The sequence below is a fragment of the Amycolatopsis sp. FBCC-B4732 genome (assembly GCF_023008405.1).
Taxonomy (GTDB): domain Bacteria; phylum Actinomycetota; class Actinomycetes; order Mycobacteriales; family Pseudonocardiaceae; genus Amycolatopsis; species Amycolatopsis pretoriensis_A.
Map to the genome: position 1 here is coordinate 7,372,748 of NZ_CP095376.1, position 25,903 is coordinate 7,398,650.

Below are 25,903 nucleotides of genomic sequence, written 5' to 3' on the forward strand. Positions count from 1 at the left end.
CAGACGCGGACGCGGACCTCGCGAACACCCTCTGACCCGCACCTCGCCCACGCCGCCGCAGACGCCCGAGCCGAGACCGGAGCGAGCCGCCAGACGCGGACGCGCACCTCGCGAACACCCTCTGACCCGCACCTCGCCCACGCCGCCGCAGACGCCCGAGCCGAGACCGGAGCGAGCCGCCAGACGCGAACGCGCACCTCGCGCACGCCTCTGACCCGCCCTTGGCTCGACACCGACACCCCAGCCGCTCACGTCGAGTCCCCGCACCAAGGCACCAGTCACCCAGGAGGACCTCGCGATCGTGCTCCGACCCCCGTCGAAGCACGTTCCCCACGCTCGATCCCACCCGCGCCGCGCCAGCACCCGACACCGTCGGCCGGCTTCCGCTGCCCGCGGAACTCCCCCTGGAGACCCCGCGGACGTCACTTCCGGCTCGTGCCGCATTCAGTTGTCGCCCGTCCCCGGGCGTTCCTCCTCTCCGGCGGACAAGCCCGCCACCTGCGCGTTTCGACCTGATCAGTTCTAGCACCCACCACCGACAAAAACGGGGCCTTGACGCCTCAAGCTACGAGTCTTAGCTTTAAAGCTATGCAGGATAGCCACAATGTCCCCTAGAGCCGGCCTGACCACCGAAGCCGTGGTCACCCTCGCCCTCACCGTCGTCGACGAAACCGGTCCCGACTCGCTCACCCTCGCCAAGGTCGCCGAACGCGCCAACGTCGCCGCGCCCTCGCTCTACAAGCACGTCAAGAGCCTCGCCGACCTGCGGCGGCTGATCGACCTCCGCGTCGTCAAGGAAATGGCCGACGCCCTCCGCAGCGCCGCGACCGGGCGCGAAGGCGGGGAAGCCGTTGCCGCGTTGGCCGACGCCTACCGCGACTACCTGCGGAAACACCCCATGCGCACCCAAGCGCTCGTCACCGCGCCGGACGCGGCCGACGTCGAACTCAGCACCGCGACCCACGCCGTCGCCGAAGTCGCTTTCGCCGTGCTCCGCCCGTTCGGCTTCGACCACGACCGGGCCGTGCACGCCACGCGCTGCATCCGCGCCGCCGTGCACGGGTTCGCCGGGCTGGAAGCCTCCGGGGGGTTCGGGCGGCCGGAAGACATCGGCGAGAGCTTCGAAGTGCTCAAGGAAATGCTCGTCCAGGGCCTCGCGAACTACGCAGAACAGGACAGGAAATGACCTTCATCCTCGCCGTGCTCTTCTTCACCGTCGGGCTGGGCGTGCTCGACGCCCGCTTCCCGTGGACGGAGGCCCGCAGATGATCGCCGGGCACTTCGGGCTGGCCGCCGCCGTCAAGGCCGGGCGGCCGGCGATCCCCGTCTGGACGCTCATGCTCGCCACCGCCTGGCTCGACGTCGTCTTCGCGCCGCTCTACCTGAGCGGCATCGAGACGGTCGACGGCGCGGGCTACGGCGGCGGCGTCATCCACGCCGACTACACGCACTCCCTCGTCGGCGCGCTCGTGCTCGCCGCTCTCTTCGGCGCGGTCGCGGGCAAGTGGCTGGGCCGCGAAGCCGGGCTGGTCCTCGCCGGCGTCGTGTTCTCGCACTGGGTGCTCGACCTCGTCGTGCACCGCGCCGACCTGCCGATCCTGCCCGGCAATGCCGGTGACCTGCCCACGTTCGGCTTCGGGCTCTGGCGGCTGCCCGCCGTCTCGGCCGTCGTCGAGCTGCTGATGCTCGCGATCGGCATCGGCCTCTACTGGCGCGCCGCCGCGAAGCGCGATCCGAAGCGCGCTCGCACGCTGGGCCTGTCGGCCGCGGTGTTCGGTGTCGCCACCCTCGCGGCCGACCTGCTCGGCGTCTGACAGTTCGAGCCCGGACGGCTCAAGTCCGGGGGATCAGCAGGTGGAGCCCTCGACGGGCTGGGTGAAGGCGGCCGCCACCCACTTGTCGTCGGCCACCTTGCGGAAGCCGTTCTGCACGCCCGGCAGGGCGTCGAACTGCGCGTCGCGCAGATATTTGCCGACGATCTTGGCGTTGCCGTCCGCCGTCTCGCGGGCGTTCAGGACGTCCGCGGTCACGGTCACCTTGCAGCCGGTGGCCGAAGCACCCGAAGCCTGCTTCCCCGTGTTCATGGCGTACACGACGATGACCAGGACGATGGCGCCCAAGATGATCAGAGTCTTCTTCGACATGCCTTCCTCCAACCGAGAACCCCGTCCTCCGCCAAGGGTAGGCAATCCTTTACCCGGACCGACAGCGCCGTACGCAGCAACCACCCGGAGGCGCCAACGAAGTCACCGCGAAGTGACGCGCTGTGCACGAAGAAAGCCCCCTTCCCGACGAATCGGGAAGGGGGCTTCTCAGCGACTGGGAACTCAGCCCTGGGCGATCTTCTTCGCCAGGTTGTCGTCCAGCGTCGCGAGGAACTCCTCGGTCGTCTGGAACGGCTGGTCCTTGCTGATGAGCAGCGCGAGGTCCTTGGTCATCTGACCGGCCTCGACCGTCTCGACGACGACCTGCTCCAGCGTGTTCGCGAAGCCGATCAGCTCCTGGTTGCCGTCCAGCTTGCCGCGGTGCTCGAGGCCGCGGGTCCAGGCGTAGATCGACGCGATCGGGTTGGTCGACGTCGGCTTGCCCTGCTGGTGCTGGCGGTAGTGCCGGGTGACCGTGCCGTGCGCGGCCTCGGCCTCGACGGTCCGGCCGTCCGGCGTGCGCAGCACCGACGTCATCAGGCCGAGCGAGCCGAAGCCCTGCGCGACCGTGTCGGACTGGACGTCACCGTCGTAGTTCTTGCACGCCCAGACGTAGCCGCCCTCCCACTTCATCGCCGCCGCGACCATGTCGTCGATCAGGCGGTGCTCGTAGGAGATCCCCTTGGCGTCGAAGTCGGCCTTGAACTCGGCCTGGAAGATCTCCTCGAACACGTCCTTGAACTGGCCGTCGTAGGCCTTGAGGATGGTGTTCTTGGTGGAGAGGTAGACCGGCAGGCCGCGGTCGAGGCCGTACTGCAGGGACGCGCGCGCGAAGTCCTCGATGGACTTCTTGTAGTTGTACATCCCCATCGCGACGCCGCCGCCCTCGGGGAACTTCGCGACCTCGAACTCCATCGGCTCGGAGCCGTCGTCCGGGGTGTAGCTGATGGTCAGCGTGCCCGGGCCGGGGACCTTGAAGTTGGTCGCCTTGTACTGGTCGCCGTGGGCGTGGCGGCCGATGATGATCGGCTTTGTCCACGTCGGCACCAGCCGCGGGATGTTCTGGATGACGATCGGCTCGCGGAAGATCACGCCGCCGAGGATGTTGCGGATGGTCCCGTTCGGGGACAGCCACATCTTCTTGAGGCCGAATTCTTCGACGCGCGCTTCGTCCGGGGTGATCGTGGCGCACTTGACGCCGACGCCGTGCTTCTTGATCGCGTTCGCGGAGTCGACCGTGACCTGGTCGTCGGTGCGGTCCCGCTCCTCGATACCCAGGTCGTAGTAGTCCAGGTTCACGTCCAGGTACGGGTGGATCAGCTTGTCCTTGATGAACTGCCAGATGATGCGGGTCATCTCATCGCCGTCGAGTTCGACGACGGTGCCCTGGACCTTGATCTTGGCCATGAGCAGCGGTGCTCCTTCCGCGGATCTTCGCGTTCTTCTTTTAAGTCTCGCCGGTAGCGGTACAAGCGTACTGCTTGACCGAGCTGGATGGTTCCAGTAGTGGCCGGTATCAAGTCTCCACCCGCCGGTTGTGGCGCAGCTCACGGGGCCGCGCCGACCGCTCGGCCCGGCCGACCGCTCGTCGAGCGAGCGTCGCGTTCCGCGGTGAACCAAGGCACGATGCCACCCGTGAACCCATCATGCGGGAGGTGACGGCCATGTCGACCCATCGGTACGCCGACTACGAAGACGACTACGAGGACTACGAAGACAACACCGACGTCCGCGACGAACGGCCGCGCCGAGGTGCCGCGCACGTCGTCAGCGCGCTGGGCGGGCTCGTGCTCACGCCGGTGGCCCTCGGGCTGCTGAGCTGGGGCGGCCTGCGCCAGCAGCAGCTGATCCAGGCCACGCTCAGCACCAACCGCGACGCGCTGGGCATCGCGCTGCTGGCCGGCGGGGCGATCCTGCTGCTGGTCGTGGCCGCGCTCGGCGCGCTGTCCGCGGTCGGCCCGATCCTGGGCGGGCTGATCTACGGCGTGCTGCCCGGCGTCGCCGCGATGGCCGTGCCGGAGTGGGGGTTCCGGCTGGTCAACCTGATGCCGAAGAGCGACATCGCGTACGGCGTCATGGACTTCCTCTTCATCGGCGCGCTGCTCGGGGTGGGCTTCCTGCTGGTCGGCAGCGGGCTGGCGAACGCACTGGTGCGGCGGCGCCGCGAGAGCTGAATCCCGCCGGTGGCAAAATCGGCGGATGGGACTGTTCACCGTCGCGGAAGCGCGTGACGAACTGGCGCGGCTGCGGCCGGTCCTCGACGAACTGGTGCGCGTCCGCGCCGACGCGGCCGAGCTCGCGGCGTCGCTGCGCCCGGGCGGCCGGGCCACTGAGCTGGGCGGGCTGCCGGAGTGGAAAGCCGCGCAGGCGCGCCTCGACGACCTCATGACGACGGTGCAACGCACCGGCGCCGAGCTCAAGGGGTTCGCGCCGCTGCTGGTCGACTTCCCGGCCGAGCTCGACGGCACCGACGTGCTGCTGTGCTGGCTCGAGGGTGATCACGAGCTGGGCTGGTACCACCGCACCGACCTGGGGTTCGCCGGTCGTCGCCGGCTGAAAACGGCTGGTGGGCCCGGCTAGGTTGGGTCGGTGGACCACGACTCGAGGGCAGCCCTCTTCGACAGCACGGCCGAGCACTACGACGAAGACACCTTCCACGCTTCGGTGGCCGAGGCGCTGGTTTCGCCGCTGCCCGGCTCGCCGGGGCTGGTGCTCGACGTCGCCACCGGGACCGGCTTCGCGGCGTACGCGGCGTTGTCGCTGAAGCCGTCGCGCGTGCTGGCTGTCGACTTGTCGCCGGCGATGCTCGCCCGCGCTTCCGCGAAGGCGCCTTCGCTGGATCCGGCCGGGGTGATCTCGTGGCAGGTCGCGCCCGCGGTGCCGATGCCGGCCGCGGACGGGTCGGCCGGCGTCGTGCTGTGCGCGTCCTCGCTGCACTTCCTCGGGGCGGTGGCGTTCGCGGACTGGCTGCGCGTGCTCCGGCCGGGCGGGCGGCTGGCGTTCTCGGTCGTTTCGGGGGCGCGGTTCAAGCCGTCGGGGCGGTTCGCGGACTTCGTGCCCCGTGACCTGTCGTTCCCGACCGACGAGGCCGGGGCGGCGGCGCTGGCGTCGTCGGCGGGGTTCGTGGACGCTTCGGCGCGGACGTTCACCATGGCTGGCGGGGATCGGGTGCGGAGCGTGTTCCTGGTGCACGCGACGGCGCCGTGAACCTCGAACGGTTCGCCGACGGGCACCTGACGGACGTCATCACGGACGGCAGCCGGGTTTCGCTGCGGCTCGAGGCCTACGTGGAGTACCGGCTCGTGCCGGGTGAGATCTCGGTCGTCGAGGTCTTCGAGCTGAGCGCCGACCCGGCCGAGCTGGAAGCGGCCGAGCCGCCGTCGGCGGACCACGCGCTGGAAGAACCGTGGAGCTGGGAACACGACGGCCTCGTGACGGTCGAGTTCATCGCCCCGCTGCGGATCCGCGTGACGGGCGCCGCCTTCGAGCTGAAGTCGCTGGGGGTCGAGCCGCGGCCGGTGCCGCCCCGGCCGGACCCGAGGCGCTGCACCTTCGAGTCCGCCGACGCGCTCGCCCTCGCGACGCGGCTGGATCCGGGCGTCGTGTGGCGCACCTACGGCGGCGACGCGGGCGCGCCCGCCGATCCCGGCGGCTGGTTCCTCCAGCGCCGGGACCGGCTGGCGAATTCGCTGACCGGCGTCTTCTGCCGGGCGACGGACCCGGTCGTGTTCGAGCGCCACGACACCGACGACGAGCTGTGGCGCGCGGTGCAACTGCTCGGGCGCCACGCGCGCCGGGTGTCGTCCGGGAACTGCGTGTTCGAGCCCGCGGACTGGGTCACCTGGGTGACCACCGGGGCGCTGCCACCGGTCGAGCGGCTCAGGCCGTGAAGTGGACCTCGCCGCGGGTGGCCGGCCCGTCCGGGCTGCCGCAGTGCTGGACGAACGTCAGGTCCACGCCGGTCGCGTCGAGGCGGTCGATGGTGAAGTCCGCGTAGTCGTCGCCGCAGCCGAAGCCGGCGGTGACCGCCCAGAAGCCCGGGGTGCTCAGCGCCGGGTCGTCCTGGCCGCGGTAGCGCGCGCCCGTGTACGTCCCGGTGTGGAGGGTTTCCCCCGCCGGGGCGCTCAGCACGACGCGCAGGTAGTCGAAGTTCGCGTCGACGTCGACCGTCAGCTTCCCGTCGCGCTGCCACACGGTGATTTCGGCGCCCGGCGACGTGTAGTGGGCGCTGCCGGTCATCGGCCAGGCGCCCGCTTCCGAGGTGTAGTCCACCGTTCGCAGCGGGTCCGCCGAAGCGACCGGGACGAGCGCCAAGCCCAGCCCGGCCGCCGCCGTCAGGACCACGCCGGCGCGATGCAGTGATTTCACGGATTCTCCCCATTTCCGGCCGCTTTTTCGCGGCGCGCCGATCATGCTGGCAGCGCGCCTGGGCGCCGTACAGGGGGTTTCTACTCAGCGGTGCAGGGACGCGCCCTTGAGGATCTTGTCGACCGCGTTCTTCGGGCCGTGCACCGCGAGCCCGGCCAGCGCCAGCTTCTCCCCCGGCACCGCGCGCACCGCGGCCCGGTTGTCGGCGTCGTTGCCCGTGTGGAACAGCTCGTCGGTGAAGATCGAAATCCGCAGGCCGCGGCCCAGCGCCCGCGTGTGCGCCGCGGTGAGGACGTCCGCGGTGCCCGAGAACACCAGCACCGGCTGGCCGAACATCGGCAGGTACCCGGTGCCGTCGGCGTCCGCGTAAGGCTCGCCCATCAGCTCCGGGGTCACGTGGGCGATGCCGCTCACCAGGAACGCGGTGACGTTCAGCCGCTGCCAGGACGCCAGGTCGTCGCGGAGCAGGACGGCGATCTTCGTGTCGAAGGAACTCATGACCGAAGACTCACCCGCCGGCCACCCGCGCGTCTTGTACGTTCTTGACATGGCGCACGTCGAAGCCTGGCGGCCGGCGGTCCCGGGGATCGCCGAGGTCTTCCACGCCCGCTTCACGACGCACGCCTACCCGCTGCACACGCACGACACGTGGACGCTGCTGATCGTCGACGACGGCGTCATCCGCTACGACCTCGACCGCCACCACCACGGCGCGCTCGGGCCCGCGGTGACGCTGCTGCCGCCGAACGTCGCCCACGACGGGCGGGCCGCGACCAGCCACGGCTTCCGCAAGCGCGTGCTGTACCTGGACACGTCCGTTCTCGGCGACGACCTGATCGGGGCCGCGGTGGACCGGCCGAGCCTCGCCGACGACCTGCTGCGCACCCGCATCCACCAGCTGCACGAGTCCCTCGCCCACCCCGGTGACGCACTGGAGGCCGAGAGCCGGCTCGCGCTGGTGGCCGACCGGCTGCAGACGCACCTGGGCCGGCCGGCGCGCTACGAACCGAAGCGCGGGCTGGCCGACGAGCTGAGGGACCTCCTCGACGCGAAGCTGCCCGAAGCGCTGACGCTCGCCGAAGCCGGCGAGACGCTCGGCGCGCACCCGGCGTACCTCGTCCGCTGCTTCGGCGCGAAGTTCGGGCTGCCACCGCACCGCTACCTGACGGGCCGCCGCGTCGACCGCGCGCGCCGCTTGCTGCTCGACGGCGCGCCGGCCGCGGAGGTGGCCACGGCAGCCGGCTTCAGCGACCAGGCCCACCTGACGCGGCACTTCAAGCGGTACCTGGGTACGACCCCATCGCGGTACCCGAAGGCTCGTTGACCTGCGCGGCGACTGTGTCAAGATGACGGGCATGCTGCGCGAACTGCACCTCACCGGCGACCCGGCGGGCGACAAGCTGCTCAACGAAGACCCGTTCGCCCTGCTCGTCGGGATGCTCCTGGACCAGCAGTATCCGATGGAGCACGCGTTCGCCGGCCCGCGGAAGATCGCCGACCGGATGGACGGCTTCTCGCTGGCGAAGATCGCCGCCACCGATGTCGAGGCGTTCGTCGAGATGTGTGTGGTGCCGCCGGCCATCCACCGGTACGGCGGGTCGATGGCGCGCCGCGTGCACGCGCTCGCGGAGCACATCATCGAGCACTACGACGGCCGGACCGAGGGCATCTGGCTCGACGGGCGGCCGAAGCCGGACGGGCCCGAGGTCCTCAAGCGGCTGCGGGCGCTGCCCGGGTTCGGGGAGCAGAAGGCCAAGATCTTCCTGGCCCTGCTGGGCAAGCAGCGCGGCGTCCAGCCCAAGGGCTGGCGCGAAGCGGCCGGCGCGTACGGCGACCGCGGCTCGCGACGGTCGATCGCCGACGTCACCAGCGCCGAGACCCTCGCCGAGGTCCGGGCGTTCAAGAAGGCCGCCAAGGCCGCGGCGAAGGCGGGCTAACGCACCCAGACGCGCAGCGGGCCCAGCGGCCGCGCGCCGTGGTCGAGGGCGTGCCGCAGGGTGTCGCCGTGTTCGTAGCCGACCACCGGGACGCCCGGGAACGCCGCAGCCACCGCCGCGACCGCGCCCGGCCAGGCTTGCGGTGCGCCCGAGAAGTTGGACAGGCCGGCCACACCGTCGCCGCGGTGGGCCACGACCTGGTTTTCGCCGTGGGACAGGACCGCGACCGAGGCGTCGAGCGGGAAGTCGTGCCCGGTGACGCGCCGCCAGCCCGGTTCGGGGACGCCCGGGCCGCACGCGAGCCACGTCGCTTCGAACAGCACCGAGAAGCCCGGCAGGTCCAGGGTCGCGAAGCTGTCCTTCACCGAGCAGCCCGCGGAATCGTCGATGTACGGGAGGACGTCGGCGGCGGTGGCGTCGCGGGTCAGGGTGACCGCGTCCGGGTAGTACGCCCGCGTGCGCGTGGGGCTCGTCCACGCCCGAGCGCGGAACTGCCCACCGCACACCAGGTCGCACCAGGACGCGTTCTCCGCGACCGTCCACTTCAGACTCATCGAGGCCCTCTCACACCAGTCCGGCGAGTTTGTAGAGCACCAGGCTGCCCGCCACCGCGACGTTGAGGCTGGCGCCGATGCCCACCATCGGGATTTCGACGACGGTGTCGAGCAGGTCGAGCACCTCCGGCGGGATGCCGGTCTGCTCGTGGCCGAGCACGGCGATCGTGCGGCCGCGGGCCATCGGCAGGTCGGCCAGCCGCACCGCTTCCTCCGCCAGCTCGACGCCGACCACCCGGGTGGCCGCCGCTCGTTCGCGGTCGAGCCAGGCCGGTGGGTCGTGCACCCAGTGCACGCATGCCGGGCGCCGCAACGTGTTCCCGCGGCGCAGGGCCTCCGGGACCCACGGGAACCTCGGCACGGCCAGGCACGCGCCGACCGCGTCGCACGTGCGCAGCAGCGTGCCGAGGTTCGCGCCGTGCAACGGCCAGAGCGGGGCGGCCACCAGGTGGCCCCAACAGGGATGCGCTTTGCTCCGCCGGGTCTGCCGCAACTCCCGTGGGGTGCGGACCCGGACCGAGGGGCTCACCGGCGCCGAGGCGCGGCGCCTCCGATTTCGCTGATCACGCCCCGGATCCTAACCCGTTCGCCGGGACCGGGCGCCGGTTTTCGCTCCTACCCTGGATGCGGAGGTGAAACCCCATGCACGCCACAGCAGGAGACGAAATCCGGGTGCACGGCCGGACGGTGGGGTCGGCCGGGCAGCACGGCGAGATCCTCGAAGTCCGCGGGCCCGACGGCGCACCGCCCTACCTGGTCCGGTTCGCCGACGGGCACGAGGCGCTCGTCCACCCCGGGCCCGACTGCGAAGTCCAGGCCCGCGCCGATTAACCGACCGCGACCTGTTCCCGGGGCTCGCGGACCCGCCCCCACGCCAAGCCCACCAGCACCAGGGCGACGAGGGTGAGCGCGGCCGCGATCTCGGGGAGCAGCAGCGGGCCGCCCGAGCTCAGGACCGCGCCGCCGACGATGCCGGACAGGCCGACGCCGAGGTAGATCGCGGACGCGTTGAGCGAGAGCACCAGGCCGGCGTGGCCCGGGGACAGCTCGATCAGGCGGTGCTGCACCGGCGGGCTGAACGACCAGGTCGCCACGCCCCACACGAACAGCGCGACCCCCGCCGCGATCGGCGTCGCCGTCGCGACCGGCAGCAGCGCCAGCACGACGGTGAGCGCGGCGACCACGATCAGCAGCGGCGTGCGCGAACCCCAGCGGTCGGTCGCCCGGCCGGCGGCGAAGTTGCCGATCGCGCCGCCGACGCCGTAGCAGAAGAGCAGCACCGTGACGGTGGTGCCGTGGACGCCCGCGGTCGCGGCCAGCAGCGGCGACACGAACGTGTAGACCATGAACGCGGCGAGGCAGCCGAGGACCGTCACGGCCAGCATGACGAGCACGCGCGGGTCGCGGCCGGCGGCGAACCGCTCGGCCAGCCGGACCTTCGGCGGCGCGGCGACGGCGGGCAGTGCGACGCGCACGGCCACCGCACTCGCCAGCGAGAACGCCGCGACCAGCGCGAACGCCGTCCGGTAGCCGAGGTGCTGCGAGATCAGGCTGCCGAGCGGGACGCCGAAGATGAGCGCGACCGTGAGGCCACCGAACACCAGCGCGACGGCGCGGCCCCGGCGTTCGGGCGCGGTCAGCTCGGCCGCCACCGCGCTCGCGGCCGGCGTGAACACCGCGGCGCCGATCGCGGTCACCACCCGGGCCACCAGGAGCGAGCCGTAGCCGGGTGCGAGGGCGGCGAAGAGGTTGCCGGCGCCGGTGACGACGAGGGCGGCGACCAGCAGCGCGCGGCGCTCCCAGCCGCCGGTGGCGGCGGCGAAGATCGGCGACCCGATCGCGTACGCGATGGCGAAGGCTGTCACGAGCTGGGCGGCGGCCGTGGCTGTGACGTGCAGCTCGCCGGTCAGCGCGGGCAGCAGCCCGGCGACGATGTAACCGCTGGTCCCGACGCCGAACGCGCCGAACGCGAGGACCGAGATCCGCGGAGACGTGGGTGTGGACATGGGCTGAGGCCCCCAAGCGAAGCAGGATTGGTTCGACGAACGTCGTAGTTCGACAGTCACCGTACTACGCCGCTGCGACAATTTCGACAGCCGTCGTACAATGGGCTCATGGCCAAGTCCGTCACGCTGCCGCCGCTCGTCCACCCCGGGCGGGACGAGATCACCGTCGAAGGCGTGCTCCGCGCCCTCGCCGACCCGGTGCGGCTGGCGATCGTGCGCCAGCTCGCGGCCGCGGACCACGAGATCGCGTGCGGCGGCCTGACCGTCCCGGTGACCAAGTCCACACTCACCCACCACCTGAGCATCCTGCGCCAGGCCGGCGTCGTGGCCGGCCGCCAGGAAGGCACGACCCGGTTCAACTCGTTGCGCCGCAACGACCTCGACGCCCTGTTCCCGGGCCTGCTCGCCGGAGTTCTGGCCGCTCCGCGCTGATCGCGGCGTTACGGTGTGGATCGTCACCCGCTTCCGGGATGACAACGGCCCCCCTCGCTTGTTGGACTGTCCGTAGGCAGCTCACGGCGTTGGGGCCGAACGGCTGCCTTTCTTTATGACTCTGAACTGAACCGATCCAGAGATCGGCTGAGCAATCGATTTCCCACCTTGGAAGGAGTGCCGTGCCCGTCGCGCTGCTCGCGCTCGCCATCGGAGCTTTCGGCATCGGGACCACCGAGTTCGTCATGATGGGCGTGCTGCCCCAGGCGGCCGCCGACTTCGGCGTCGACATCCCGACCGCCGGCTACCTCATCTCCGGTTACGCCCTCGGCGTCGTCATCGGCGCCCCCCTGCTCACCGCGGCCGCCGTCCGGCTGCCGCGCAAGACCATGCTGCTGGCCATGATGGGCCTGTTCACGCTGGGCAACGCCCTCTTCGCGCTCTCCCCCAACCAGGAGTTCGGCGTCGCGTTCCGGTTCCTCGCCGGCCTGCCGCACGGCGCGTTCTTCGGCGCGGGCGCGGTCGTCGCGTCCAGCCTGGTCGGACCCGGCCAGCGCGCGAAGGCCGTGTCGATGATGTTCCTCGGCCTGACCCTGGCCAACGTCATCGGCGTGCCGCTGGGCACGCTGCTGGGCCAGCAGGTCGGCTGGCGCGCCACGTTCGGCGTCGTCGCCGTGATCGGCCTGGTCGCCGCCGCGGCCATCGCGAAGCTGGTGCCGCACCAGGGCAAGCCCGCCGACGCGTCACTGCGGGGTGAGCTCGGCGCGTTCAAGCGGCCGCAGGTGCACCTCGCGCTGGCGATCGTCACGTTCGGGCTCGGCGGCGTGTTCGCCTGCCTGTCCTACATCACGCCGATGCTGACCGACGTGGCCGGCTACTCACCGTCCAACGTCACGTTGCTGCTGTCGCTGGCCGGCGTCGGCATGACGATCGGCAACCTGCTCGGCGGCCGCCTGGCCGACCGCGCGCTGATGCCGGGCCTGTACGCGGCGCTGCTGTCGCTGGCGTGCGTGCTGGGCATCTTCACGATCACCGCGCAGGGCAAGGTCGGCGCGGCGATCACGATCTTCTTCGTCGGCGTCGCCGGGTTCATGATCGGCCCGATGATGCAGGCGCGGATCATGGAGAAGGCGGGCGGCACACCGTCCCTGGTGTCGGCCGCCGTCCAGTCCGCGTTCAACATCGCCAACTCGATCGGCGCGTACCTCGGCGGGCTGGTGATCGCCGGGGGCCTCGGCCTGGTGGCACCCAACTGGGTCGGCGCGCTGCTGGCCGTCTTCGGGCTCTCGCTCGCGGTCGTGTCCGGCGGGCTCGACCGGCGTGACGCCAAGGCCGAACGCCGCGAACTGGCCCTCGCTTCCTGACCGCGGCTCCCCCCAAGCGCCACTTTCCCTATGAAAGTGGCGCTTGGGGCGTCCTAAGAGGAGGCGAACGGGCCGCCGATGATCGTCAGGGCCACGAACAGGACGCCGGCCGCGAGGCCGGTGTACGTGACGATGTCCACGGCCTTGCCGCGGATCACCAGCAGGCCGGCGCGTGCCGTCGGGAGCACCGCGCGCAGGATCCCCGCGAGGAGGAGCGCGACGCCGATCAGCGCCGCGCCCTCCCGCCAGTGGTACTGGACGATGCGCAGCGCCGCGACGGCCGCCACCAGGAGCACCAGCGCGAACGGCAGCTGCGTGAACCGGGGTTGCCCGCTCCGGCGGTCGCCCACGTCCCGCCGGTCTTCGGTCATCGTCATCGGCCTCGGAGCGTGCGCTCCGCCGCTTCGACGACGTTGCTGACGAGCATCGCCCGCGTCATCGGGCCGACCCCGCCGGGGTTCGGCGAAAGCCAGCCGGCCACCTCGGCCACGTCCGGGTGAACATCGCCGGTGAGTTTGCCGTCCACGTGGGACACGCCGACGTCGAGCACCGCGGCGCCCGGCGCGACCATGTCGGCCGTGATGATCCCGGGCACCCCGGCCGCGGCGATCACGACGTCGGCGCGGCGGACCTCGGCGGCGAGGTCGCGGGTACCGGTGTGGCACAGGGTGACGGTGGCGTTCTCGCTCCGGCGGGTCAGCAGCAGGCCCAGCGTGCGGCCGACGGTGATGCCGCGGCCGACCACCGTGACCTGGGCGCCGTTCAGCTCGACGCCGTGGCGCTTGAGCAGCTCGATGATCCCGTACGGCGTGCACGGCAGCGCGCCCTGCTGGCCCAGCACGAGCCGGCCGAGGCTGACCGGGGCGAGGCCGTCGGCGTCCTTCTCCGGATCGATGCGCTCGAGGACGCGGTTCGCGTCGAGGTGCTTCGGCAGCGGCAGCTGGACGATGTAGCCGTGGCACGCCGGGTCGGCGTTCAGCTCGTCGACGACGGCTTCGAGCTTCTCCTGGGTGATGTCCGCGGGCAGGTCGCGGCGGATCGAGTTGATCCCGATCTTGCCGCTGTCGGCGTGCTTCATCCGCACGTACGAGTGCGACCCCGGGTCGTCGCCGACCAGGACGGTACCCAGGCCCGGCGTCACCCCCTTCGCGGCCAGCGCCGCGACGCGGGGTTCGAGCTCCGCGAAAATGGCGTTCTTGGTGGCTTTGCCGTCGAGAATCTTCGCCGTCACGGTGCCCATTCTGGCAAAGCGGCCCCCGCGCGTCGCTTCCAGGCGCGCGTGGTCGCTGCCCGTAGACTGGCCGCTACCCCTCACGGTCCATTCGCGACGCTCGCCGCGATCAACCTGTGATCTACCGCACTTCGCATCACGCGAGGTCAGACCGGGTGCCGCCAGGTCGTCGAGCGGCAAAACCCACATGCGGGGTGCACACGCGCGCGCGAACAGTCAAAATGTCCCCGTGGCACAACCGACGACGCAGCTGAACGCGACCGAGCAGGACACCCTGGTCAAGCAGATCGGACTTGCCCTGCTGCGTGCCGCCCCGCGCGACTGGCGCAAAGTCACCGCGGAGTACCGGGCGGTCGGGAGGTACCACGAGCTGACCGGCGAGATCGTCACCGAAGACGGGACGGTCCACGAGTGGCTCGCCACCCACGACATCGCCACGCTCTTCGGCAGGCTTCGCGGCGGCATGTACCGGGACGGGCGCGGAACGTGGTTCAACGCGCGCTACCAGCTCGACCACCCCTCGAGCTACAACCTCGAGTACAACCGCGACGAACCCGTGTGGAACCTCGCGCCGCCGCCCCAGGCCTACTCCGACGAGCTGCGGATGTTCCCGCGCACCGAGGACAACGTGCCCGAGTGGCTGATCCGGCGGATGTCCGGGCTCGGCCCGGAGCAGCCGGGGCCGCACTTCCGGATCGCCCGGATCTTCGACACCGTCGGACCGGCCGGCCGCCCGGTCATCAACCGGCCCGACCTCGAGGTCGACGAGCAGGACCGGCTGCTGGAGTACCTGGAGCGCGCGCCGCTGGTGGTGCCCGAACGCGGGTACGACATCGACCGGCTGGCCGCGACCCCCGAGGCCACCGTCCCGGTCGCCTTCCACAGCGACGGCCAGTGGATCTGGCCCGCCGCCGTCAACTTCTACTTGCACAAGTACGGCGTTTCGCCCGAACCGGACCTCGTCGAGCACGTCCGCGCGGTCGGGTTCAAGCTGCCGCCGGTCGACGAGCCGACGCTGCAGGCCGCCGCGGGGTACCTCACGCGGGGGAATCAGCCGCCGCCCCCGCCGCAGCAGCGTCCGGCCGGGCCGCCGCCGCACCAGGGCCCGCCGCAGCAGGCTCCCGCTGGCCCGCCGCCCGCCGCCGCCGTCGTCCCGCCCCCGGTCGTGCCTCCGCAGGCGCCCGCGCCGGTGGAGGCTCCCCTCGCCGCGCACGCGCCGGTCGAGCCGGAGGCCCCGGCCGAGGAGCACGAGTACGCCGAAGAGGGCCAGTACGCCGAGGACGGCTACGACGACCAGGAGTTCGACGACCGCTTCGCCGAGGACGACCAGTACGGCGAGGAGGAGTACGACCAGCAGGCCGGGCACGCCGCCGGGACGAACGGCTCCTCGCCGGAGCCGGGCCGGGTGCCCGACCTCGACGAGACCGCGGAATACGTGCCCGACCGGCCGATCGGGCACGAGCAGGACGCCGAGCCGGTCGCCGACGAGGCCGGGCACGCGTTCGACGCCGGCCAGGCGCCCCGGCACGACGAGGAAGCCGCGCGCTCCGCCTTCCAGCCGCCGCGGCACGAGGAAGAGCACGCGGGCTTCCAGACGGGGAGCGACGGCGAAGCCTTCGCCACGGGTGAGGCCCGGCACGAGGACGACGCGCACGCCTTCGCCACGGACCAGGCCCCGCACGAAGAGGACGCGCACGCCTTCGCGCCCGGCCAGGCAGGGCACGACGACGAACACCTCTTCACCCACCAGGGCCCGGGCCGGCACGACGACGCCGACGCGCACTCCTTCGCGGCCGGCCAGGAGCCGCCGTTCGAGCCCCAGGACGAGGAGCCGGCGTTCCAGCCCGGCCAGCGCCACGACGAGGAGCCCGCGCACGCCTTCGCGCCCGGCCAGGCCCGGCACGAGGACGAGCCGGCGTTCCAGCCGGGCCGTGACGACGAGGCCGCGTCTCCCTTCCAGGCGAGCCGGGACGAGGCCGCGGCCTCCTTCCAGCCCGGCCGGCCGTCACGGCGCGAGGAAGCGCCCGCGTTCGACCCCGGCCCGCCGACCATGATCACCCAGCCCGAGGTCCCCGGCGTCCTGCCGGTGCCGGAGCCCCCGGCGCCCCAGCCGGAGCCGGCCGCTCCCGCGCCGCGGTCGGGCCGCCGGGCGCTGCGCCGCGAGACCCCGGACCACCCCGTGCTCGCCGGGCTGCAGACCAAGCTCGACGAGCTCGACGTGCCCGAAAGCGGCTACAAGCTGGGCGAGCCGGCCGAGCACGGCTGGAGCGTCGAAGAGGTCGAGGACGGCTGGCGCGTCGGCTGGTACGACGGCAAGCTCAGCAACCCCGCGGTGTTCGGCGACGCCGAGGACGCGGCCGCGTTCATGCTCGGCAAGCTGCTGCTCAACCCGGAGGGTCACGTGCCGCCCGAGGAGCCGCCCGCGCCGGAGCCCGAACCGGAACCCGAGCCCGAGCCGGCGCCGCAGCGGGTCGTCGCGACGCTGTCGCCCGAGGTCGCCACCGGCTCGTACCCGGTCCGCAAGCCGGAGCCGGTGCCGCCGCAGGAGCAGACGGCGTTCACCAGCGCCGACGAGCTCTTCGGCGACCTCGAAGACGACGAGCCGCCGGCCCCGCCGCGCCCGCCCGTCCCGCCCGCGCCGGTCCCGGCCGGGCCGCCGCCGATGGCGCAGCAGCAGGTCGCCCCGCCGCCCGCGCCGCCGCGACGTGAACCGCCGTCGGCACCGACCGTCCTGGCCCCGGTGCCGCCACCGGTCCAGCCCCCGGCCGCGCCGCCGGTGCCGCCGCGCCCGGAACCCGCTCGCCCGGCCGTCAACGGCGGGGGTGGCGGTGGCCAGCAGCAGTGGCCGATCGGGCCGATGGCCGGCGAGCCGCCGCTGACGCTGTTCCGCGGCAAGGAACTGCGCGAGCTGCCCGCGGGCAGCGAGCTGGACCGCTTCGGCGGCCCGACCGGCAACCTGACGTACGCGGCGGGCACGCCGTTCGCGGAGCGGTCGCTGGTGCCGGAATGGGTCAACCGCCCGTACCACGTCTACCGCGTGCAGCGGCCCCTCGAGACGCTGGCCGGCGTCGCGATCCCGTGGTTCAACCAGCCCGGCGGCGGGTCGGCGTACCTGCTGCCGGCGTCGATCGAGGAACTCCTCGCCGAGGGCGACCTGATCGAACTCGACCCGGGCGAACCCCCGGTCGACTGACGTTCACCCCGGAACCGGCGGCTGCGGCCGCCGGTTCCGGCGTTTCAGCGGATGACGAGCCCGTGGGCGGCGGCGAAGGCGAGCGCCGTCTCGACGTCAACGTCGGCGCCCCGCAGGTCGGCCTGCACGAGCGCGTTCGCGTCGAGGCGCGCGCCACGCAGGTCGGCGCCGTCGAACTTCGCGCCCTGCAAGCGGGCGCCAGTCAGGTCGCTGCCGCGGAGGTCGGCGCCCGCGAGGTCGGCGTCGGTCAGGTTGGCCTCCCGCAGCCGCAGCCCGGACAGGCCCAGCTTGCGCAGCCGCGCCTTCGCGAGCGACGCCAGCGAGAGGTCGCATTCGGTCAGCGCGATCCCGGCGAACCCGCAGTCGGTGAACGAGGTGCCCAGCAGCGAGCACGACGTCCAGCGGCTTTCGGCGAGCACCGTGCGCTCGAAGGTGCACGAGCGGAACGCCGACGCGTCGTGGCGCGAGCGCGAAAGATCGGCCCGGCTGAACACGCAGTCGTCGAACGTGCACCCGCGGGTCCGCAACCCGCTGAGGTCCGCCCCGGTGAAGTCGCAGCCGGTGAACCGGCGCTTTTCCCACCACTGCCCCGACAACACCGCTTCGCGGTAGTCCTCCCCAGTCTCCAGCACGGGCCCCAGGGTGTCACACGCGCCCGCCGTCAGAGCTTCGCACCCTGGACGCAGGCCATCGCCTCGACGTGCTCTCGCAGCTGCGCGCGGCGCGCCATTTCGGCTTCGTCGAGGTCTTCGAGGCGGCGGTGTCGCGGCCGATGATCCAGGGGGTGGCGGTCGTGTAGCCGTCGGGAACGGGGCTGGCCATGGGTTTCCTCCTCGGTCGGTCGGCCCCGAGGCTGTTTCCGAACCAGGTCAGATCCTGACCGCTGCATACTGGGGTCCATGGGAGTTCCGCTGCGGCCGCTGGCGGTGGCCGGGGCGCGGTCGGTGTACCGCGAGGTCGCGCCGCCGCCCGCGCTCGCGGGGGTGCTGACGTGTGGCTGGCACGGGCGGACCGGCTGGGCGCGGCCGCTGCGCGTCCTGCCCGACGGCTGCGCGGACCTGGTCTGGGACGGCACCGCGCTCACCGTGGTCGCCACCGTCGGCGCCCCGCTGCGGCTGTGGCTCCCGGCGGCGGAGACCCGCGTCGGCGTCCGGCTGCGCTGCGGTGCCGCGGCGGCGGTCCTCGGGACGCCGATGCCGGAGCTGCCCGCGGGCGCGACCCGGCTGAGCGACCTCTGGGGCGCCGAGGCCCGTCGTGCCGAAGAGGCTCTCGCCGCCGCCGATCCCCTGGCGCAGCGCGGAATCCTCGAGAAGCTCGTCGCCGGCCGGGGCGTGGTGCCGGACCGCCGGGTGCTGGCCGCGATCGACGCGCTGGGCCGTCCTTCGGTGCATGCCACCGACGTCGCCGCCGAAGTGGGCGTGAGCGAACGCGCGCTGCGGCGGCACCTCGTGCACGCGGTCGGCGCCGGGCCGAAGCAGGTCCACCGGGTCCGGCGGTTCCAGCTTTTCCTGCGCCGGCTCGAGCTTTTGGCAAATCGCCGGACGTCGCTGGCGGGCGTCGCGGCGGACCTCGGCTACGCCGACCAGTCCCACCTCGGCCGCGACTGCCGCCGCCTGTCGGGTTCGTCCCCCGCGGCGCTCGTCCGGGTGGCCGAAAAGTTCCAGACCGGCGACGTGCCGCCAGGCCACGATCAGCGGCATGTTCCGAGTGACGATCCCGGTCCGCTGTGACGACATCGACGCGAACGGCCACGTCCGCGGCCCGGCTTACCTGGCGTACGCCGACCACGCGCGCTGGGCGTGCGTACAGGCGGCGGGCATCGACCCGGCGGAGCTGACCGCGCGCCGCATCGGCCCGGTCAACCTGGAGACGACGCTGCGCTTCCACCACGAGCTCACCCCGGGCGGCGAGGTGTCGGTCAGCTGCACGTTCGAGTGGGGCGCGGGGAAGACATCGCGGGTGGCCCAGGAGTTCCACACCCCGGACGGCACTTTGGTGGCATCGGTGACGTCCGTGTCGGGCCTGCTGGACCTCGACCACCGGCGGCTGGTGAGCGATCCCGGGGCGCACTGGCGGGCGCTGGCCACGCGTCCCGAACTGCTGGGACTGGCTTGAGGATCAGGGTGGATGATCATGGCGGCGGAGTCGGTGCTCGACGTCGGTTGCGGCACCGGTTCCTTGCTGCACTGGGCTCGTGAGTCCGAGGGCCCCTCGTCGGCCTCGACCCGGCCGAGGGCAAGCCCGCCGTCGCGAAGAAGTCGAGTGGATGCTGGGCGATTTGTCGACCGCCACCTGGGACGCCGAGTTCGCGCCTTGAAACCCGGCGGCCGGTTCGGCTTCGACACGCGGGACCCCACGGCTCGCGCCTGGGAGCGGTGGACCCCGGCCACCGTGTGGGAAGCGGTCACGGCCGACGGGAGCACCGTCCGGTCGTGGAACGACGCCGGGCCCTTCGAGAACGGGTACGTCAGCTTCACGACGACGTACGAAAGCCCGGGCTGGGACGCGCCGCGCTACAGCGAAAGCACCTTGCGGTTCCTCGACGTTCCGTCGCTGGGCGAGTTCGTGGCGGAGGCCGGGCTGGTGGTCGACGAGCAGTACGGCTACTGGGACCGCCGCCCGGTCGGCCCCGAAATCATCACCGTCGTGCGGCGGCCTTGATCACCGGAAGTCGCGGGACTTCGCCTTGATCCGCATCTGCAGCGGCTCGACGCGGTGGGCCAGGACGCTCACCACCCCGTCGGCCTTCTCCACCACCCCGCGGATCAGGAGCGCCGGGCTGCCGCGGGCCACGCGGTGGCAGCGCTGCCACAGGCCCAATGTGCAGATCACGTTCACCATCCCCGTTTCGTCCTCGATGTTGAGGAACGTGACGCCGGCCGCGGTCGCGGGGCGTTGGCGGTGGGTCACCGCGCCGCCGATCAGGACTCGGGCGCCGTCGTCGAGGGCGGCCAGGCCGCTCGCCGGGACCACGCCCAGTTCGTCGAGGTGGTCGCGGATGAACTCGGTCGGATAGCTGTCCGGGGACACGCCCGTCGCCCAGACGTCCGCCGCCGCGAGGTCGAGGCCGTCCATGCCCGGCAGCGCCGGTGCCTGGGCGCCGATCAGGCCGGGCAGCTTCTCCGGCCGTTCGCCGGCGACCGCGCCCGCGGTCCACAACGCCTGGCGGCGGTCGCCGCCGAAGCTCGCGAACGCGCCGGCCGTCGCCAGTGCCTCGATCTGCGGGGTGGTCAGCCGGACGCGGCGGGCGACGTCGGCCATGTCGCGGTAGTCGCCGTTTTCCGTCCGCTCGGCCACGATCCGCTTCGCGACGTCTTCGCCGATCTTCCGCACGGTGCTCAGCCCGGTCCGCACCGCGTGCAGCTTTCCCCCGTCCGGCAACGGTTCCAGCGTCGCGTGCGGCAGGCTGCGGTTGATGTCCGGGCCGTGCACGGTGACGCCGTGGCGCCGCGCGTCGGCGACCAGCGACTGCGGCGAGTAGAACCCCATCGGCTGCGCGCGCAGCAAGCCCGCCAGGAACGCGTCCGGGTGGTAGAACTTGAAGTAGGCGCTGGAAAACACCAGGTGCGCGAAGCTCAGCGCGTGGCTCTCCGGGAAGCCGAAGTTCGCGAACGCCTTGAGCTTCAAGAAGATCTTCTGCGCCAGCTCGTCGTCGACGCCGTTCGCGGCGGCGCCTTCGAGGAACCGCTGCCGCAGCCGGTCCATCTTGCGGTCCGAGCGCTTCGACCCCATCGCGTGCCGCAGCTGGTCGGCCTCCGCCGCGGTGAAGTTGGCGACGTCGAGCGCGATCTGCATCATCTGCTCCTGGAACAGCGGCACGCCCTTGGTCTTGTGCAGCGCCTTCTCCAGCAGCGGGTGGTCGTAGCTCCACTCCTCGCGCCCCTGCTTGCGGCGGATGTACGGGTGCACCGAGCCGCCCTGGATCGGGCCGGGCCGGATCAGCGCGACCTCGACGGCGAGGTCGTAGAACTCCGTGGGCCGCAGGCGCGGCAGGGTCGCCAGCTGCGCGCGGCTTTCGACCTGGAAGACGCCGATCGCGTCGGCGCGGCACAGCATTCCGTAGATCTGCTGGTCGGCGAGGTCCAGCTCGGCGAGGTCGACGAGCTCGCCCTTGTAGTCGTGGACGAGGTCGATCATGTAGTGCAGCGCGGAAAGCATGCCGAGCCCGAGCAGGTCGAACTTGACCAGCCCGGCGGCGGCGCAGTCCTCCTTCTCCCACTGGATGACGCTGCGGTCGGCCATCCGCGCCCACTCGACCGGCACGACCTGGCTCACCGGCTCCTGGCACATGACCATGCCGCCGGAGTGGATGCCCAGATGGCGCGGGAAGTCCTCGAGCGCGAAGGCCAGCTGGACGACGTCGTCCGGGATGTCGTGGTCGTGGTCCTTTTCGGTGCTGCGCAACGAACCCCAGCGGTCGATCTGCTTGCTCCAGGCGTCCTGCTGGCCCGGTGAGTAGCCGAGCGCCCGCGCCGCGTCGCGGACCGCGGACCGGGCGCGGTAGGTGATCACGTTCGCGACCTGGGCGGTGCGCAGGCGGCCGTGCTTCGCGAAGACGTACTGGATGGCCTCTTCGCGGCGGTCGGACTCGATGTCGAGGTCGATGTCGGGGTAGCCGTCGCGGTCCGGGGCGAGGAAGCGCTCGAAGAGGAGTTCGTAGGCGACGGAGTCGACCTTCGTGATGCCGAGCGCGTAGCAGACGGCCGAGTTCGCCGCCGAGCCGCGGCCCTGGCACAGGATGTCGTTCTCGCGGCAGAACCGGACGATGTCCCAGACGATCAGGAAGTACCCGGGGAAGCCGAGTTCTTCGATGATCCGGAGTTCGTGCTCGATCTGGGCTTTCGCCTTTTCTTCGTGCGGTTTGCCCTTGAACCGTTCCTTCGCCCCTTCCTCGGTCAGCTTGCGCAGGTGGATCGCTTCGGTTTCGCCCGCCGGGACGTCGAACGGCGGCAGCTTCGGGGCGAGCAGCTTCAGCGGGAACGCGCATTCCATGCCCAGCAACGCACTGCGCCGGACCGCGCCCGGGTAGCGGCGGAACAGGACGTCCATTTCGGCGCCGCTGCGCAGGAACGCCGTCCCGGCCGCGGGCAGCCACCCTTCGAGCTCGTCGATCCCCCGCCGCGCCCGGATAGCGGCGAGCGCGTCGGCCAGCGGCGCCCGTTCGGGACGGGCGTAGTGCGCGGCGGTGGTGGCGACGGTCGGCAGGCCGAACTCCTCCGCGAGCCGGGTGAGGACGTCGTTGTGCGTGCTGTCCAGCGGCTGGCGGTGGTCGGTGAGCTCGACGTAGACGTGGTCGCGCCCGAAGCGTCCGACGAGTTCTCGCAGCTGTTCGGCGGCGGCCGCCGGGCCATGCGTGACGAGCGCCGAGCGCACCGCTCCTTTGCGGCACCCGGTCAGCACGACGCACTGCCCGGCGACCTCCTCGGCGACCGCACCGAGGTCGTAACTGGGCTTGCCCTTTTCGGCGTCGTGGTGGATCTGCCCGGCGGTGATGGCGCGGCAGAGGGCCCGGTAACCCTGGTCGCCGCGGGCGAGCAGGAGGAGGTGCTCGCCTTCGGGGTCCGGGACGCCGTTTTGCGGGTTGCGCAGGCCGAAGCTGAGCTCGGTCCCGAAGACGGTGTCGACCCCGAGTTCCCGCGCGGCTTCGGCGAAGCGGACGACGCCGTACATGCCGTCGTGATCGGTGAGGGCGATGGCGTCGAGCTTGAGCCGCGCGGCTTCTTCGACGAGCTCTTCGGGGTGGCTGGCGCCGTCGAGGAAGCTGAAGTTGGAGTGGCAGTGCAGCTCGGCGTAGGGCACGCGGACGGCCTCGCCGCCGTCGTCGGTGCCGCGGGCGGGGAGGTCTTCGGGGCGCTGGTAGCCCTCGCGGTGCCGGCCCCAGGCGGGACTGTCGCCGTGGTCGCCGGGCGGGAGGTCGCCGGCGAGGGTGCGGGCGAGGTCCTGCCAGCGGACGGGTGGGTTGTTCCAGCCCATTCAGCTGCTCCCGGGATCATCCCGCCGCTGCTCTTCGGCGGCGCGGCGACGGCGGTGCCAGTTGGACGGGTGGTTCCACCGGCTACGGGCTTCGGCTTCGGAGATGGGCCGCGGCTCGTGCGGCTCGACGGCGGCTTCGCGGCGGCGGTGGGGGTTCGGTTCGGAGTCGCGCGAGAGGTCTTGCGGCGCGGCAGCGGCTTCGCGGTGGCGGGGGTTCGGGTCGAGGTCGCGCGAAAAGTCTTGCGGCCCGGCGGCGGCTTCACGGCGATGACGGGGGTTCGATTCGGGATCGCGCGGAGGGCCTTGCGGTGCAGCAGCGGCTTCGCGGCGATGCGGGTTCGGGTCGAGGTCGCGCGAAAAGTCTTGCGGTGCAGCAGCGTCGCCGCGGCGACGCGGGTTCGGGTCGAGGTCGCGCGAGCGGTCTTGCGGTGCGGCAGAGGCTTCGCGGCGGCGGGGGTTCGGGTCGAGGTCGCACGAGAGGTCTTGCGGCGCGGCAGCGGCTTCGCGGCGATGACGGGGGTTCGATTCGGGATCGCGCGAAGGGCCTTGCGGTGCAGCAGCGGCTTCGCGGCGATGCGAGTTCGATTCGGGATCGCGCGAGAGGTCTTGCGGTGCAGCAGCGGCTTCACGGCGATGCGAGCTCGATTCGGGATCGCGTGAGAGGCCTTGCGGTCCGGCAGCCTCGGCACGGCGCAGCGAGTTCGACGGGTGGTTCCAGCGGCTGCGGGCCTCCGCGCTGCTCACCGGGGGCGGGCTTTGCGGCTCGGCGGCCTGCTCTCGGCGACGCGGGTCAGCCCCGCGCGCACTCGACGGGCCGGAGTCGCTCGGGTGGGCGGTGTCCTTGCGGCGGGTTCGGCGGCCGGGTTCGCTCAGGCGGCAGCCGTTCTCCCCGGAGGGTCGAGGCAGCGGGATCACCACCGCCAGGCCCGCGTCACCGGCGGAGGGTTCCTCGGCGGGCGGCAGCTCGCCTCGGACCGACCAGCGTTCCGCCGGTGGGTGTTCGCGCGTTCCGTCCGGGGCCGGGATGTCGCGCAGCCACTGGTGGGGTGCGGCCCCGGGCTCGGCTCGCAGCCAGGCGCGCAGGCGTCGTGCGTAGTCCTCGTCCATGCTCAGTCGTACACTCCCTCGACCGTCCACAGTGGATTTTCCGTGCCCGCGCAGTGCACCAGCACCGCTTCGGGTGGCTCGTCGCCCTCGCCGGCGAGCACCAGCTGGAGCCGGGCGCGGCGGGGGCCCGGGTGGCGGCGGTCCGGGGTCAGCGGCCACGGGCCGGCCCAGCCCACCACGGTGCGGCGGGCGCCGCCGGCGATCGTCAGGCCGGCCGGGGGTGCCGTGATCCTGTCCCGGGCCGTGAGTCCCACCTTGCGGCCGTCGGCGGCGTAGACCTGGGCGGGGACCGGCCGGTCCAGGACCGTCGCCGGGGAGGGGGACGGCAGGCGGCCCGGCCAGGTCGCGTCCGGTGGGGTCGTGCGCTCGCGGGGGTCGCCCCAGGGCACCAGGCGGACGCGGCCCGCGGGGTCGCGACCGCCGTCGAGCAGCGGGGTGAGCACGCCTTCGGGGCCGAGGAGGCCCTGGATCCGGACGAACGCGCGGGCCGCCCGCTCGTCCTCCTCCTCGGAGCCGCCGTTCTGCCAGAGGTCGAGCTGGAGCGACCGGCCTTCGACCGTCTCCTCCGGTTCGAGCCGCAGCCGCACCACGCCGGACGTCGGGCGCTCGCCCGGTGCCGCGCGCAGCCAGCCTTCGAACTGCCAGCGGACGCGGTCGGCGACGCCGGCGGGTGTCAGCGGTTCGGCGCAGCGCCACACGCGGCCGAGGTGTTCGCCTTCTTCGGTGACCGCGTAGATGCCGAGGCGCGTGCAGGCCAGGCCGTGGCCGGCGAGGCCCGCGCAGAACCGCGTCGCGAGGCCCTTCGCGAGGAACGCGGCGACGTCGATCCGCTCGACGACCGGGTCGAACTCCTCGGTCAGCGTCAGCTCCGGCGGCGGACGCCGACGCAGCGGCGGCCGTTCGGAGCGGCCGCGCGCCAGCCGGTGGGCGAGCAGCCCGGCCGTGCCGAACCGGTTGGCGACGTCGCGCTCCGGCAGTTCGGCGAACGCGCCGAGCGTCTTCAACCCGAGCCGGCGCAGGAGGTCGACGAGCTCCGCGCGCTCGGCGCCGGGCTGGTCGAGCTCGGTGACGGGCAGCGGGGCGAGGAATTCGGCGACGCGCCCGGGTTCGACGAACTCCCCGCAGCGGGCGGCGAGCGTCGCGGCGAAGAGGCCTTCGGCGATCCCGACCTGGCATTCGACGCCGGCCGCGGCCGACACCTCGTCGACGAGCCGCTCGACGAGCGCGTGTTCGCCGCCGAAGTACGGCGCGGCGCCGTCGACGGGCACCGCGACGAGACCAGGCCGCACGACTTCGACGCCCACGACGAGCGCCTCGACCGCCCGCGCGACGGCCTCGAAGAGCCGGGCGTCGCGCCCGTCGTCCGCGGCGAAGACGACGAGTTCGGGACAGTTCGACTGCGCCTCCCGCCGCCGCATCCCCCGCCGCACCCGGCTCCGCCGCGCGACGGCGTTGCAGGCGACGACCCGATTCGCGCTGAAGACGGCGGCGGGTTCGGTGACGGGAGTGCCGGCGACGGCCGCGGCGGCGACGGCGGGCCAGTCCGGGCACCAGAGGACCAGCATGCGGGTGGGGGTTTCGGGGGTGCCGCGCT

The 25,903-nt window shown here is 72.4% G+C and carries 28 protein-coding genes; 15 read left to right on the forward strand and 13 right to left on the reverse strand.

Translation table 11 applies throughout. The features are described from left to right. Window positions 1-604: 604 nt before the first annotated feature. Window positions 605-1,186 carry a TetR/AcrR family transcriptional regulator gene (locus tag MUY14_RS32625; RefSeq protein ID WP_247014860.1) on the forward strand — a complete coding sequence of 194 codons (582 nt, stop codon included), beginning with the start codon at window positions 605-607 and terminating at the stop codon, window positions 1,184-1,186. Between the two features lie 79 nt (window positions 1,187-1,265). Further along, complete coding sequence (locus tag MUY14_RS32630) at window positions 1,266-1,814, forward strand: permease (RefSeq protein WP_247014862.1); 549 nt, start codon at window positions 1,266-1,268, stop codon at window positions 1,812-1,814. 33 nt (window positions 1,815-1,847) lie between these two features. Here the strand turns inward: MUY14_RS32630 and MUY14_RS32635 are convergent, their stop codons facing one another. Continuing rightward, window positions 1,848-2,144: a hypothetical protein gene (locus MUY14_RS32635; RefSeq protein ID WP_086858088.1), complete on the reverse strand. Its 297-nt coding sequence runs from the start codon at window positions 2,142-2,144 to the stop codon at window positions 1,848-1,850. Window positions 2,145-2,327: 183 nt separating this feature from the next. Continuing rightward, window positions 2,328-3,551: an NADP-dependent isocitrate dehydrogenase gene (locus MUY14_RS32640; protein ID WP_247014864.1), complete on the reverse strand. Its 1,224-nt coding sequence runs from the start codon at window positions 3,549-3,551 to the stop codon at window positions 2,328-2,330. Between the two features lie 257 nt (window positions 3,552-3,808). Here MUY14_RS32640 and MUY14_RS32645 point away from each other — a divergent pair, with 257 nt between their 5' ends. The 4 genes from MUY14_RS32645 to MUY14_RS32660 are packed head-to-tail and all read left to right on the forward strand — an operon-like array spanning window position 3,809 to window position 6,034. Next, window positions 3,809-4,318 (forward strand): hypothetical protein, encoded by a 510-nt coding sequence (locus MUY14_RS32645; RefSeq protein ID WP_247014866.1) that lies wholly within the window; start codon window positions 3,809-3,811, stop codon window positions 4,316-4,318. 25 nt (window positions 4,319-4,343) lie between these two features. Then, on the forward strand, window positions 4,344-4,724 hold the full coding sequence (locus tag MUY14_RS32650) for a DUF2203 domain-containing protein (RefSeq protein ID WP_247014867.1): 381 nt from the start codon (window positions 4,344-4,346) through the stop codon (window positions 4,722-4,724). Window positions 4,725-4,733: 9 nt separating this feature from the next. Next, window positions 4,734-5,351: a class I SAM-dependent methyltransferase gene (locus tag MUY14_RS32655; protein ID WP_247014869.1), complete on the forward strand. Its 618-nt coding sequence runs from the start codon at window positions 4,734-4,736 to the stop codon at window positions 5,349-5,351. Then, window positions 5,348-6,034 carry a hypothetical protein gene (locus tag MUY14_RS32660; protein ID WP_247014871.1) on the forward strand — a complete coding sequence of 229 codons (687 nt, stop codon included), beginning with the start codon at window positions 5,348-5,350 and terminating at the stop codon, window positions 6,032-6,034. The genes MUY14_RS32655 and MUY14_RS32660 overlap by 4 nt, the downstream gene beginning before the upstream one ends. Here MUY14_RS32660 and MUY14_RS32665 read toward each other — a convergent pair. Then, a complete protein-coding gene (locus MUY14_RS32665) occupies window positions 6,024-6,512 on the reverse strand; it encodes a hypothetical protein (protein WP_247014873.1) in 489 nt (162 codons plus the stop codon). The two genes, MUY14_RS32660 and MUY14_RS32665, sit on opposite strands and share 11 nt — an antisense overlap. A gap of 84 nt (window positions 6,513-6,596) precedes the next feature. Next, window positions 6,597-7,010 carry a DUF2000 domain-containing protein gene (locus MUY14_RS32670; RefSeq protein ID WP_247014875.1) on the reverse strand — a complete coding sequence of 138 codons (414 nt, stop codon included), beginning with the start codon at window positions 7,008-7,010 and terminating at the stop codon, window positions 6,597-6,599. A 49-nt stretch (window positions 7,011-7,059) separates the two neighbouring features. Between MUY14_RS32670 and MUY14_RS32675 the strand changes: the two genes are divergently transcribed. After that, on the forward strand, window positions 7,060-7,836 hold the full coding sequence (locus MUY14_RS32675; protein WP_247014877.1) for an AraC family transcriptional regulator: 777 nt from the start codon (window positions 7,060-7,062) through the stop codon (window positions 7,834-7,836). A gap of 31 nt (window positions 7,837-7,867) precedes the next feature. Continuing rightward, window positions 7,868-8,449: an HhH-GPD-type base excision DNA repair protein gene (locus MUY14_RS32680; protein WP_247025357.1), complete on the forward strand. Its 582-nt coding sequence runs from the start codon at window positions 7,868-7,870 to the stop codon at window positions 8,447-8,449. On the opposite strand, the gene MUY14_RS32685 is transcribed toward MUY14_RS32680, so the two are convergent. Together MUY14_RS32685 and MUY14_RS32690 are read right to left on the reverse strand one after the other, a co-directional pair. Beyond that, on the reverse strand, window positions 8,446-9,003 hold the full coding sequence (locus MUY14_RS32685) for a hypothetical protein (RefSeq protein WP_247014879.1): 558 nt from the start codon (window positions 9,001-9,003) through the stop codon (window positions 8,446-8,448). The two genes, MUY14_RS32680 and MUY14_RS32685, sit on opposite strands and share 4 nt — an antisense overlap. A gap of 10 nt (window positions 9,004-9,013) precedes the next feature. Further along, entirely contained in the window at window positions 9,014-9,448 is a 435-nt protein-coding gene (locus MUY14_RS32690) for a TrmH family RNA methyltransferase (protein ID WP_247014881.1), read from the reverse strand. Window positions 9,449-9,645: 197 nt separating this feature from the next. Between MUY14_RS32690 and MUY14_RS32695 the strand changes: the two genes are divergently transcribed. After that, complete coding sequence (locus MUY14_RS32695; RefSeq protein ID WP_247014883.1) at window positions 9,646-9,834, forward strand: DUF1918 domain-containing protein; 189 nt, start codon at window positions 9,646-9,648, stop codon at window positions 9,832-9,834. On the opposite strand, the gene MUY14_RS32700 is transcribed toward MUY14_RS32695, so the two are convergent. After that, window positions 9,831-11,009 carry an MFS transporter gene (locus MUY14_RS32700; RefSeq protein ID WP_247014885.1) on the reverse strand — a complete coding sequence of 393 codons (1,179 nt, stop codon included), beginning with the start codon at window positions 11,007-11,009 and terminating at the stop codon, window positions 9,831-9,833. The genes MUY14_RS32695 and MUY14_RS32700 overlap by 4 nt on opposite strands. 108 nt (window positions 11,010-11,117) lie before the next feature. Here MUY14_RS32700 and MUY14_RS32705 point away from each other — a divergent pair, with 108 nt between their 5' ends. Together MUY14_RS32705 and MUY14_RS32710 are read left to right on the forward strand one after the other, a co-directional pair. After that, window positions 11,118-11,441, forward strand: coding sequence for a helix-turn-helix transcriptional regulator (locus MUY14_RS32705; protein ID WP_247014887.1), 324 nt, complete (start codon window positions 11,118-11,120; stop codon window positions 11,439-11,441). A gap of 182 nt (window positions 11,442-11,623) precedes the next feature. Then, complete coding sequence (locus MUY14_RS32710) at window positions 11,624-12,805, forward strand: MFS transporter (protein ID WP_247014889.1); 1,182 nt, start codon at window positions 11,624-11,626, stop codon at window positions 12,803-12,805. 53 nt (window positions 12,806-12,858) lie between these two features. Here the strand turns inward: MUY14_RS32710 and MUY14_RS32715 are convergent, their stop codons facing one another. After that, on the reverse strand, window positions 12,859-13,182 hold the full coding sequence (locus MUY14_RS32715) for a DUF3017 domain-containing protein (RefSeq protein ID WP_247014891.1): 324 nt from the start codon (window positions 13,180-13,182) through the stop codon (window positions 12,859-12,861). After that, on the reverse strand, window positions 13,179-14,036 hold the full coding sequence (locus MUY14_RS32720) for a bifunctional methylenetetrahydrofolate dehydrogenase/methenyltetrahydrofolate cyclohydrolase (protein ID WP_247014893.1): 858 nt from the start codon (window positions 14,034-14,036) through the stop codon (window positions 13,179-13,181). The genes MUY14_RS32715 and MUY14_RS32720 overlap by 4 nt, the downstream gene beginning before the upstream one ends. Window positions 14,037-14,223: 187 nt before the next feature. Here MUY14_RS32720 and MUY14_RS47030 point away from each other — a divergent pair, with 187 nt between their 5' ends. Next, a complete protein-coding gene (locus MUY14_RS47030; RefSeq protein WP_281506200.1) occupies window positions 14,224-17,229 on the forward strand; it encodes a glycohydrolase toxin TNT-related protein in 3,006 nt (1,001 codons plus the stop codon). A 44-nt stretch (window positions 17,230-17,273) separates the two neighbouring features. Here the strand turns inward: MUY14_RS47030 and MUY14_RS32730 are convergent, their stop codons facing one another. Beyond that, a complete protein-coding gene (locus MUY14_RS32730) occupies window positions 17,274-17,861 on the reverse strand; it encodes a pentapeptide repeat-containing protein (RefSeq protein WP_247014895.1) in 588 nt (195 codons plus the stop codon). A gap of 267 nt (window positions 17,862-18,128) precedes the next feature. Between MUY14_RS32730 and MUY14_RS32735 the strand changes: the two genes are divergently transcribed. The 3 genes from MUY14_RS32735 to MUY14_RS32745 all read left to right on the forward strand — a co-directional run bounded on the left by MUY14_RS32735 (window position 18,129) and on the right by MUY14_RS32745 (window position 19,890). After that, window positions 18,129-18,959, forward strand: a complete 831-nt coding sequence (locus MUY14_RS32735; RefSeq protein ID WP_247014897.1) for a helix-turn-helix domain-containing protein — start codon at window positions 18,129-18,131, stop codon at window positions 18,957-18,959. Continuing rightward, window positions 18,928-19,344, forward strand: a complete 417-nt coding sequence (locus MUY14_RS32740; protein ID WP_247014899.1) for a thioesterase family protein — start codon at window positions 18,928-18,930, stop codon at window positions 19,342-19,344. Before MUY14_RS32735 ends, MUY14_RS32740 begins: the two co-directional genes overlap by 32 nt. A 198-nt stretch (window positions 19,345-19,542) precedes the next feature. Continuing rightward, window positions 19,543-19,890 (forward strand): hypothetical protein, encoded by a 348-nt coding sequence (locus tag MUY14_RS32745; RefSeq protein WP_247014901.1) that lies wholly within the window; start codon window positions 19,543-19,545, stop codon window positions 19,888-19,890. Here the strand turns inward: MUY14_RS32745 and MUY14_RS32750 are convergent, their stop codons facing one another. Genes MUY14_RS32750 through MUY14_RS32760 form a run of 3 tightly spaced genes read right to left on the reverse strand, consistent with a single transcriptional unit; the run spans window position 19,891 to window position 25,874 of the window. Then, window positions 19,891-23,202: an error-prone DNA polymerase gene (locus MUY14_RS32750; protein WP_247014904.1), complete on the reverse strand. Its 3,312-nt coding sequence runs from the start codon at window positions 23,200-23,202 to the stop codon at window positions 19,891-19,893. Next, window positions 23,203-24,309, reverse strand: coding sequence for a hypothetical protein (locus MUY14_RS32755; protein ID WP_247014905.1), 1,107 nt, complete (start codon window positions 24,307-24,309; stop codon window positions 23,203-23,205). Window positions 24,310-24,311: 2 nt separating this feature from the next. After that, a complete protein-coding gene (locus MUY14_RS32760; protein ID WP_247025360.1) occupies window positions 24,312-25,874 on the reverse strand; it encodes a DNA polymerase Y family protein in 1,563 nt (520 codons plus the stop codon). Window positions 25,875-25,903 lie beyond the last annotated feature (29 nt).

Bases quoted from the DNA above. Each gene is read 5' to 3' on its own strand.
- MUY14_RS47030 (WP_281506200.1), top strand. From the start codon at position 14,224: ATGCGGGGTGCACACGCGCGCGCGAACAGTCAAAATGTCCCCGTGGCA.
- MUY14_RS32715 (WP_247014891.1), bottom strand. From the start codon at position 13,182: ATGACGATGACCGAAGACCGGCGGGACGTGGGCGACCGCCGGAGCGGG.
- MUY14_RS32705 (WP_247014887.1), top strand. From the start codon at position 11,118: ATGGCCAAGTCCGTCACGCTGCCGCCGCTCGTCCACCCCGGGCGGGAC.
- MUY14_RS32635 (WP_086858088.1), bottom strand. From the start codon at position 2,144: ATGTCGAAGAAGACTCTGATCATCTTGGGCGCCATCGTCCTGGTCATC.
- MUY14_RS32625 (WP_247014860.1), top strand. From the start codon at position 605: ATGTCCCCTAGAGCCGGCCTGACCACCGAAGCCGTGGTCACCCTCGCC.
- MUY14_RS32735 (WP_247014897.1), top strand. From the start codon at position 18,129: ATGGGAGTTCCGCTGCGGCCGCTGGCGGTGGCCGGGGCGCGGTCGGTG.
- MUY14_RS32695 (WP_247014883.1), top strand. From the start codon at position 9,646: ATGCACGCCACAGCAGGAGACGAAATCCGGGTGCACGGCCGGACGGTG.
- MUY14_RS32640 (WP_247014864.1), bottom strand. From the start codon at position 3,551: ATGGCCAAGATCAAGGTCCAGGGCACCGTCGTCGAACTCGACGGCGAT.
- MUY14_RS32740 (WP_247014899.1), top strand. From the start codon at position 18,928: ATGTTCCGAGTGACGATCCCGGTCCGCTGTGACGACATCGACGCGAAC.
- MUY14_RS32645 (WP_247014866.1), top strand. From the start codon at position 3,809: ATGTCGACCCATCGGTACGCCGACTACGAAGACGACTACGAGGACTAC.
- MUY14_RS32685 (WP_247014879.1), bottom strand. From the start codon at position 9,003: ATGAGTCTGAAGTGGACGGTCGCGGAGAACGCGTCCTGGTGCGACCTG.
- MUY14_RS32755 (WP_247014905.1), bottom strand. From the start codon at position 24,309: ATGGACGAGGACTACGCACGACGCCTGCGCGCCTGGCTGCGAGCCGAG.
- MUY14_RS32680 (WP_247025357.1), top strand. From the start codon at position 7,868: ATGCTGCGCGAACTGCACCTCACCGGCGACCCGGCGGGCGACAAGCTG.
- MUY14_RS32630 (WP_247014862.1), top strand. From the start codon at position 1,266: ATGATCGCCGGGCACTTCGGGCTGGCCGCCGCCGTCAAGGCCGGGCGG.
- MUY14_RS32750 (WP_247014904.1), bottom strand. From the start codon at position 23,202: ATGGGCTGGAACAACCCACCCGTCCGCTGGCAGGACCTCGCCCGCACC.
- MUY14_RS32760 (WP_247025360.1), bottom strand. From the start codon at position 25,874: ATGCTGGTCCTCTGGTGCCCGGACTGGCCCGCCGTCGCCGCCGCGGCC.
- MUY14_RS32650 (WP_247014867.1), top strand. From the start codon at position 4,344: ATGGGACTGTTCACCGTCGCGGAAGCGCGTGACGAACTGGCGCGGCTG.
- MUY14_RS32700 (WP_247014885.1), bottom strand. From the start codon at position 11,009: ATGTCCACACCCACGTCTCCGCGGATCTCGGTCCTCGCGTTCGGCGCG.
- MUY14_RS32675 (WP_247014877.1), top strand. From the start codon at position 7,060: ATGGCGCACGTCGAAGCCTGGCGGCCGGCGGTCCCGGGGATCGCCGAG.
- MUY14_RS32670 (WP_247014875.1), bottom strand. From the start codon at position 7,010: ATGAGTTCCTTCGACACGAAGATCGCCGTCCTGCTCCGCGACGACCTG.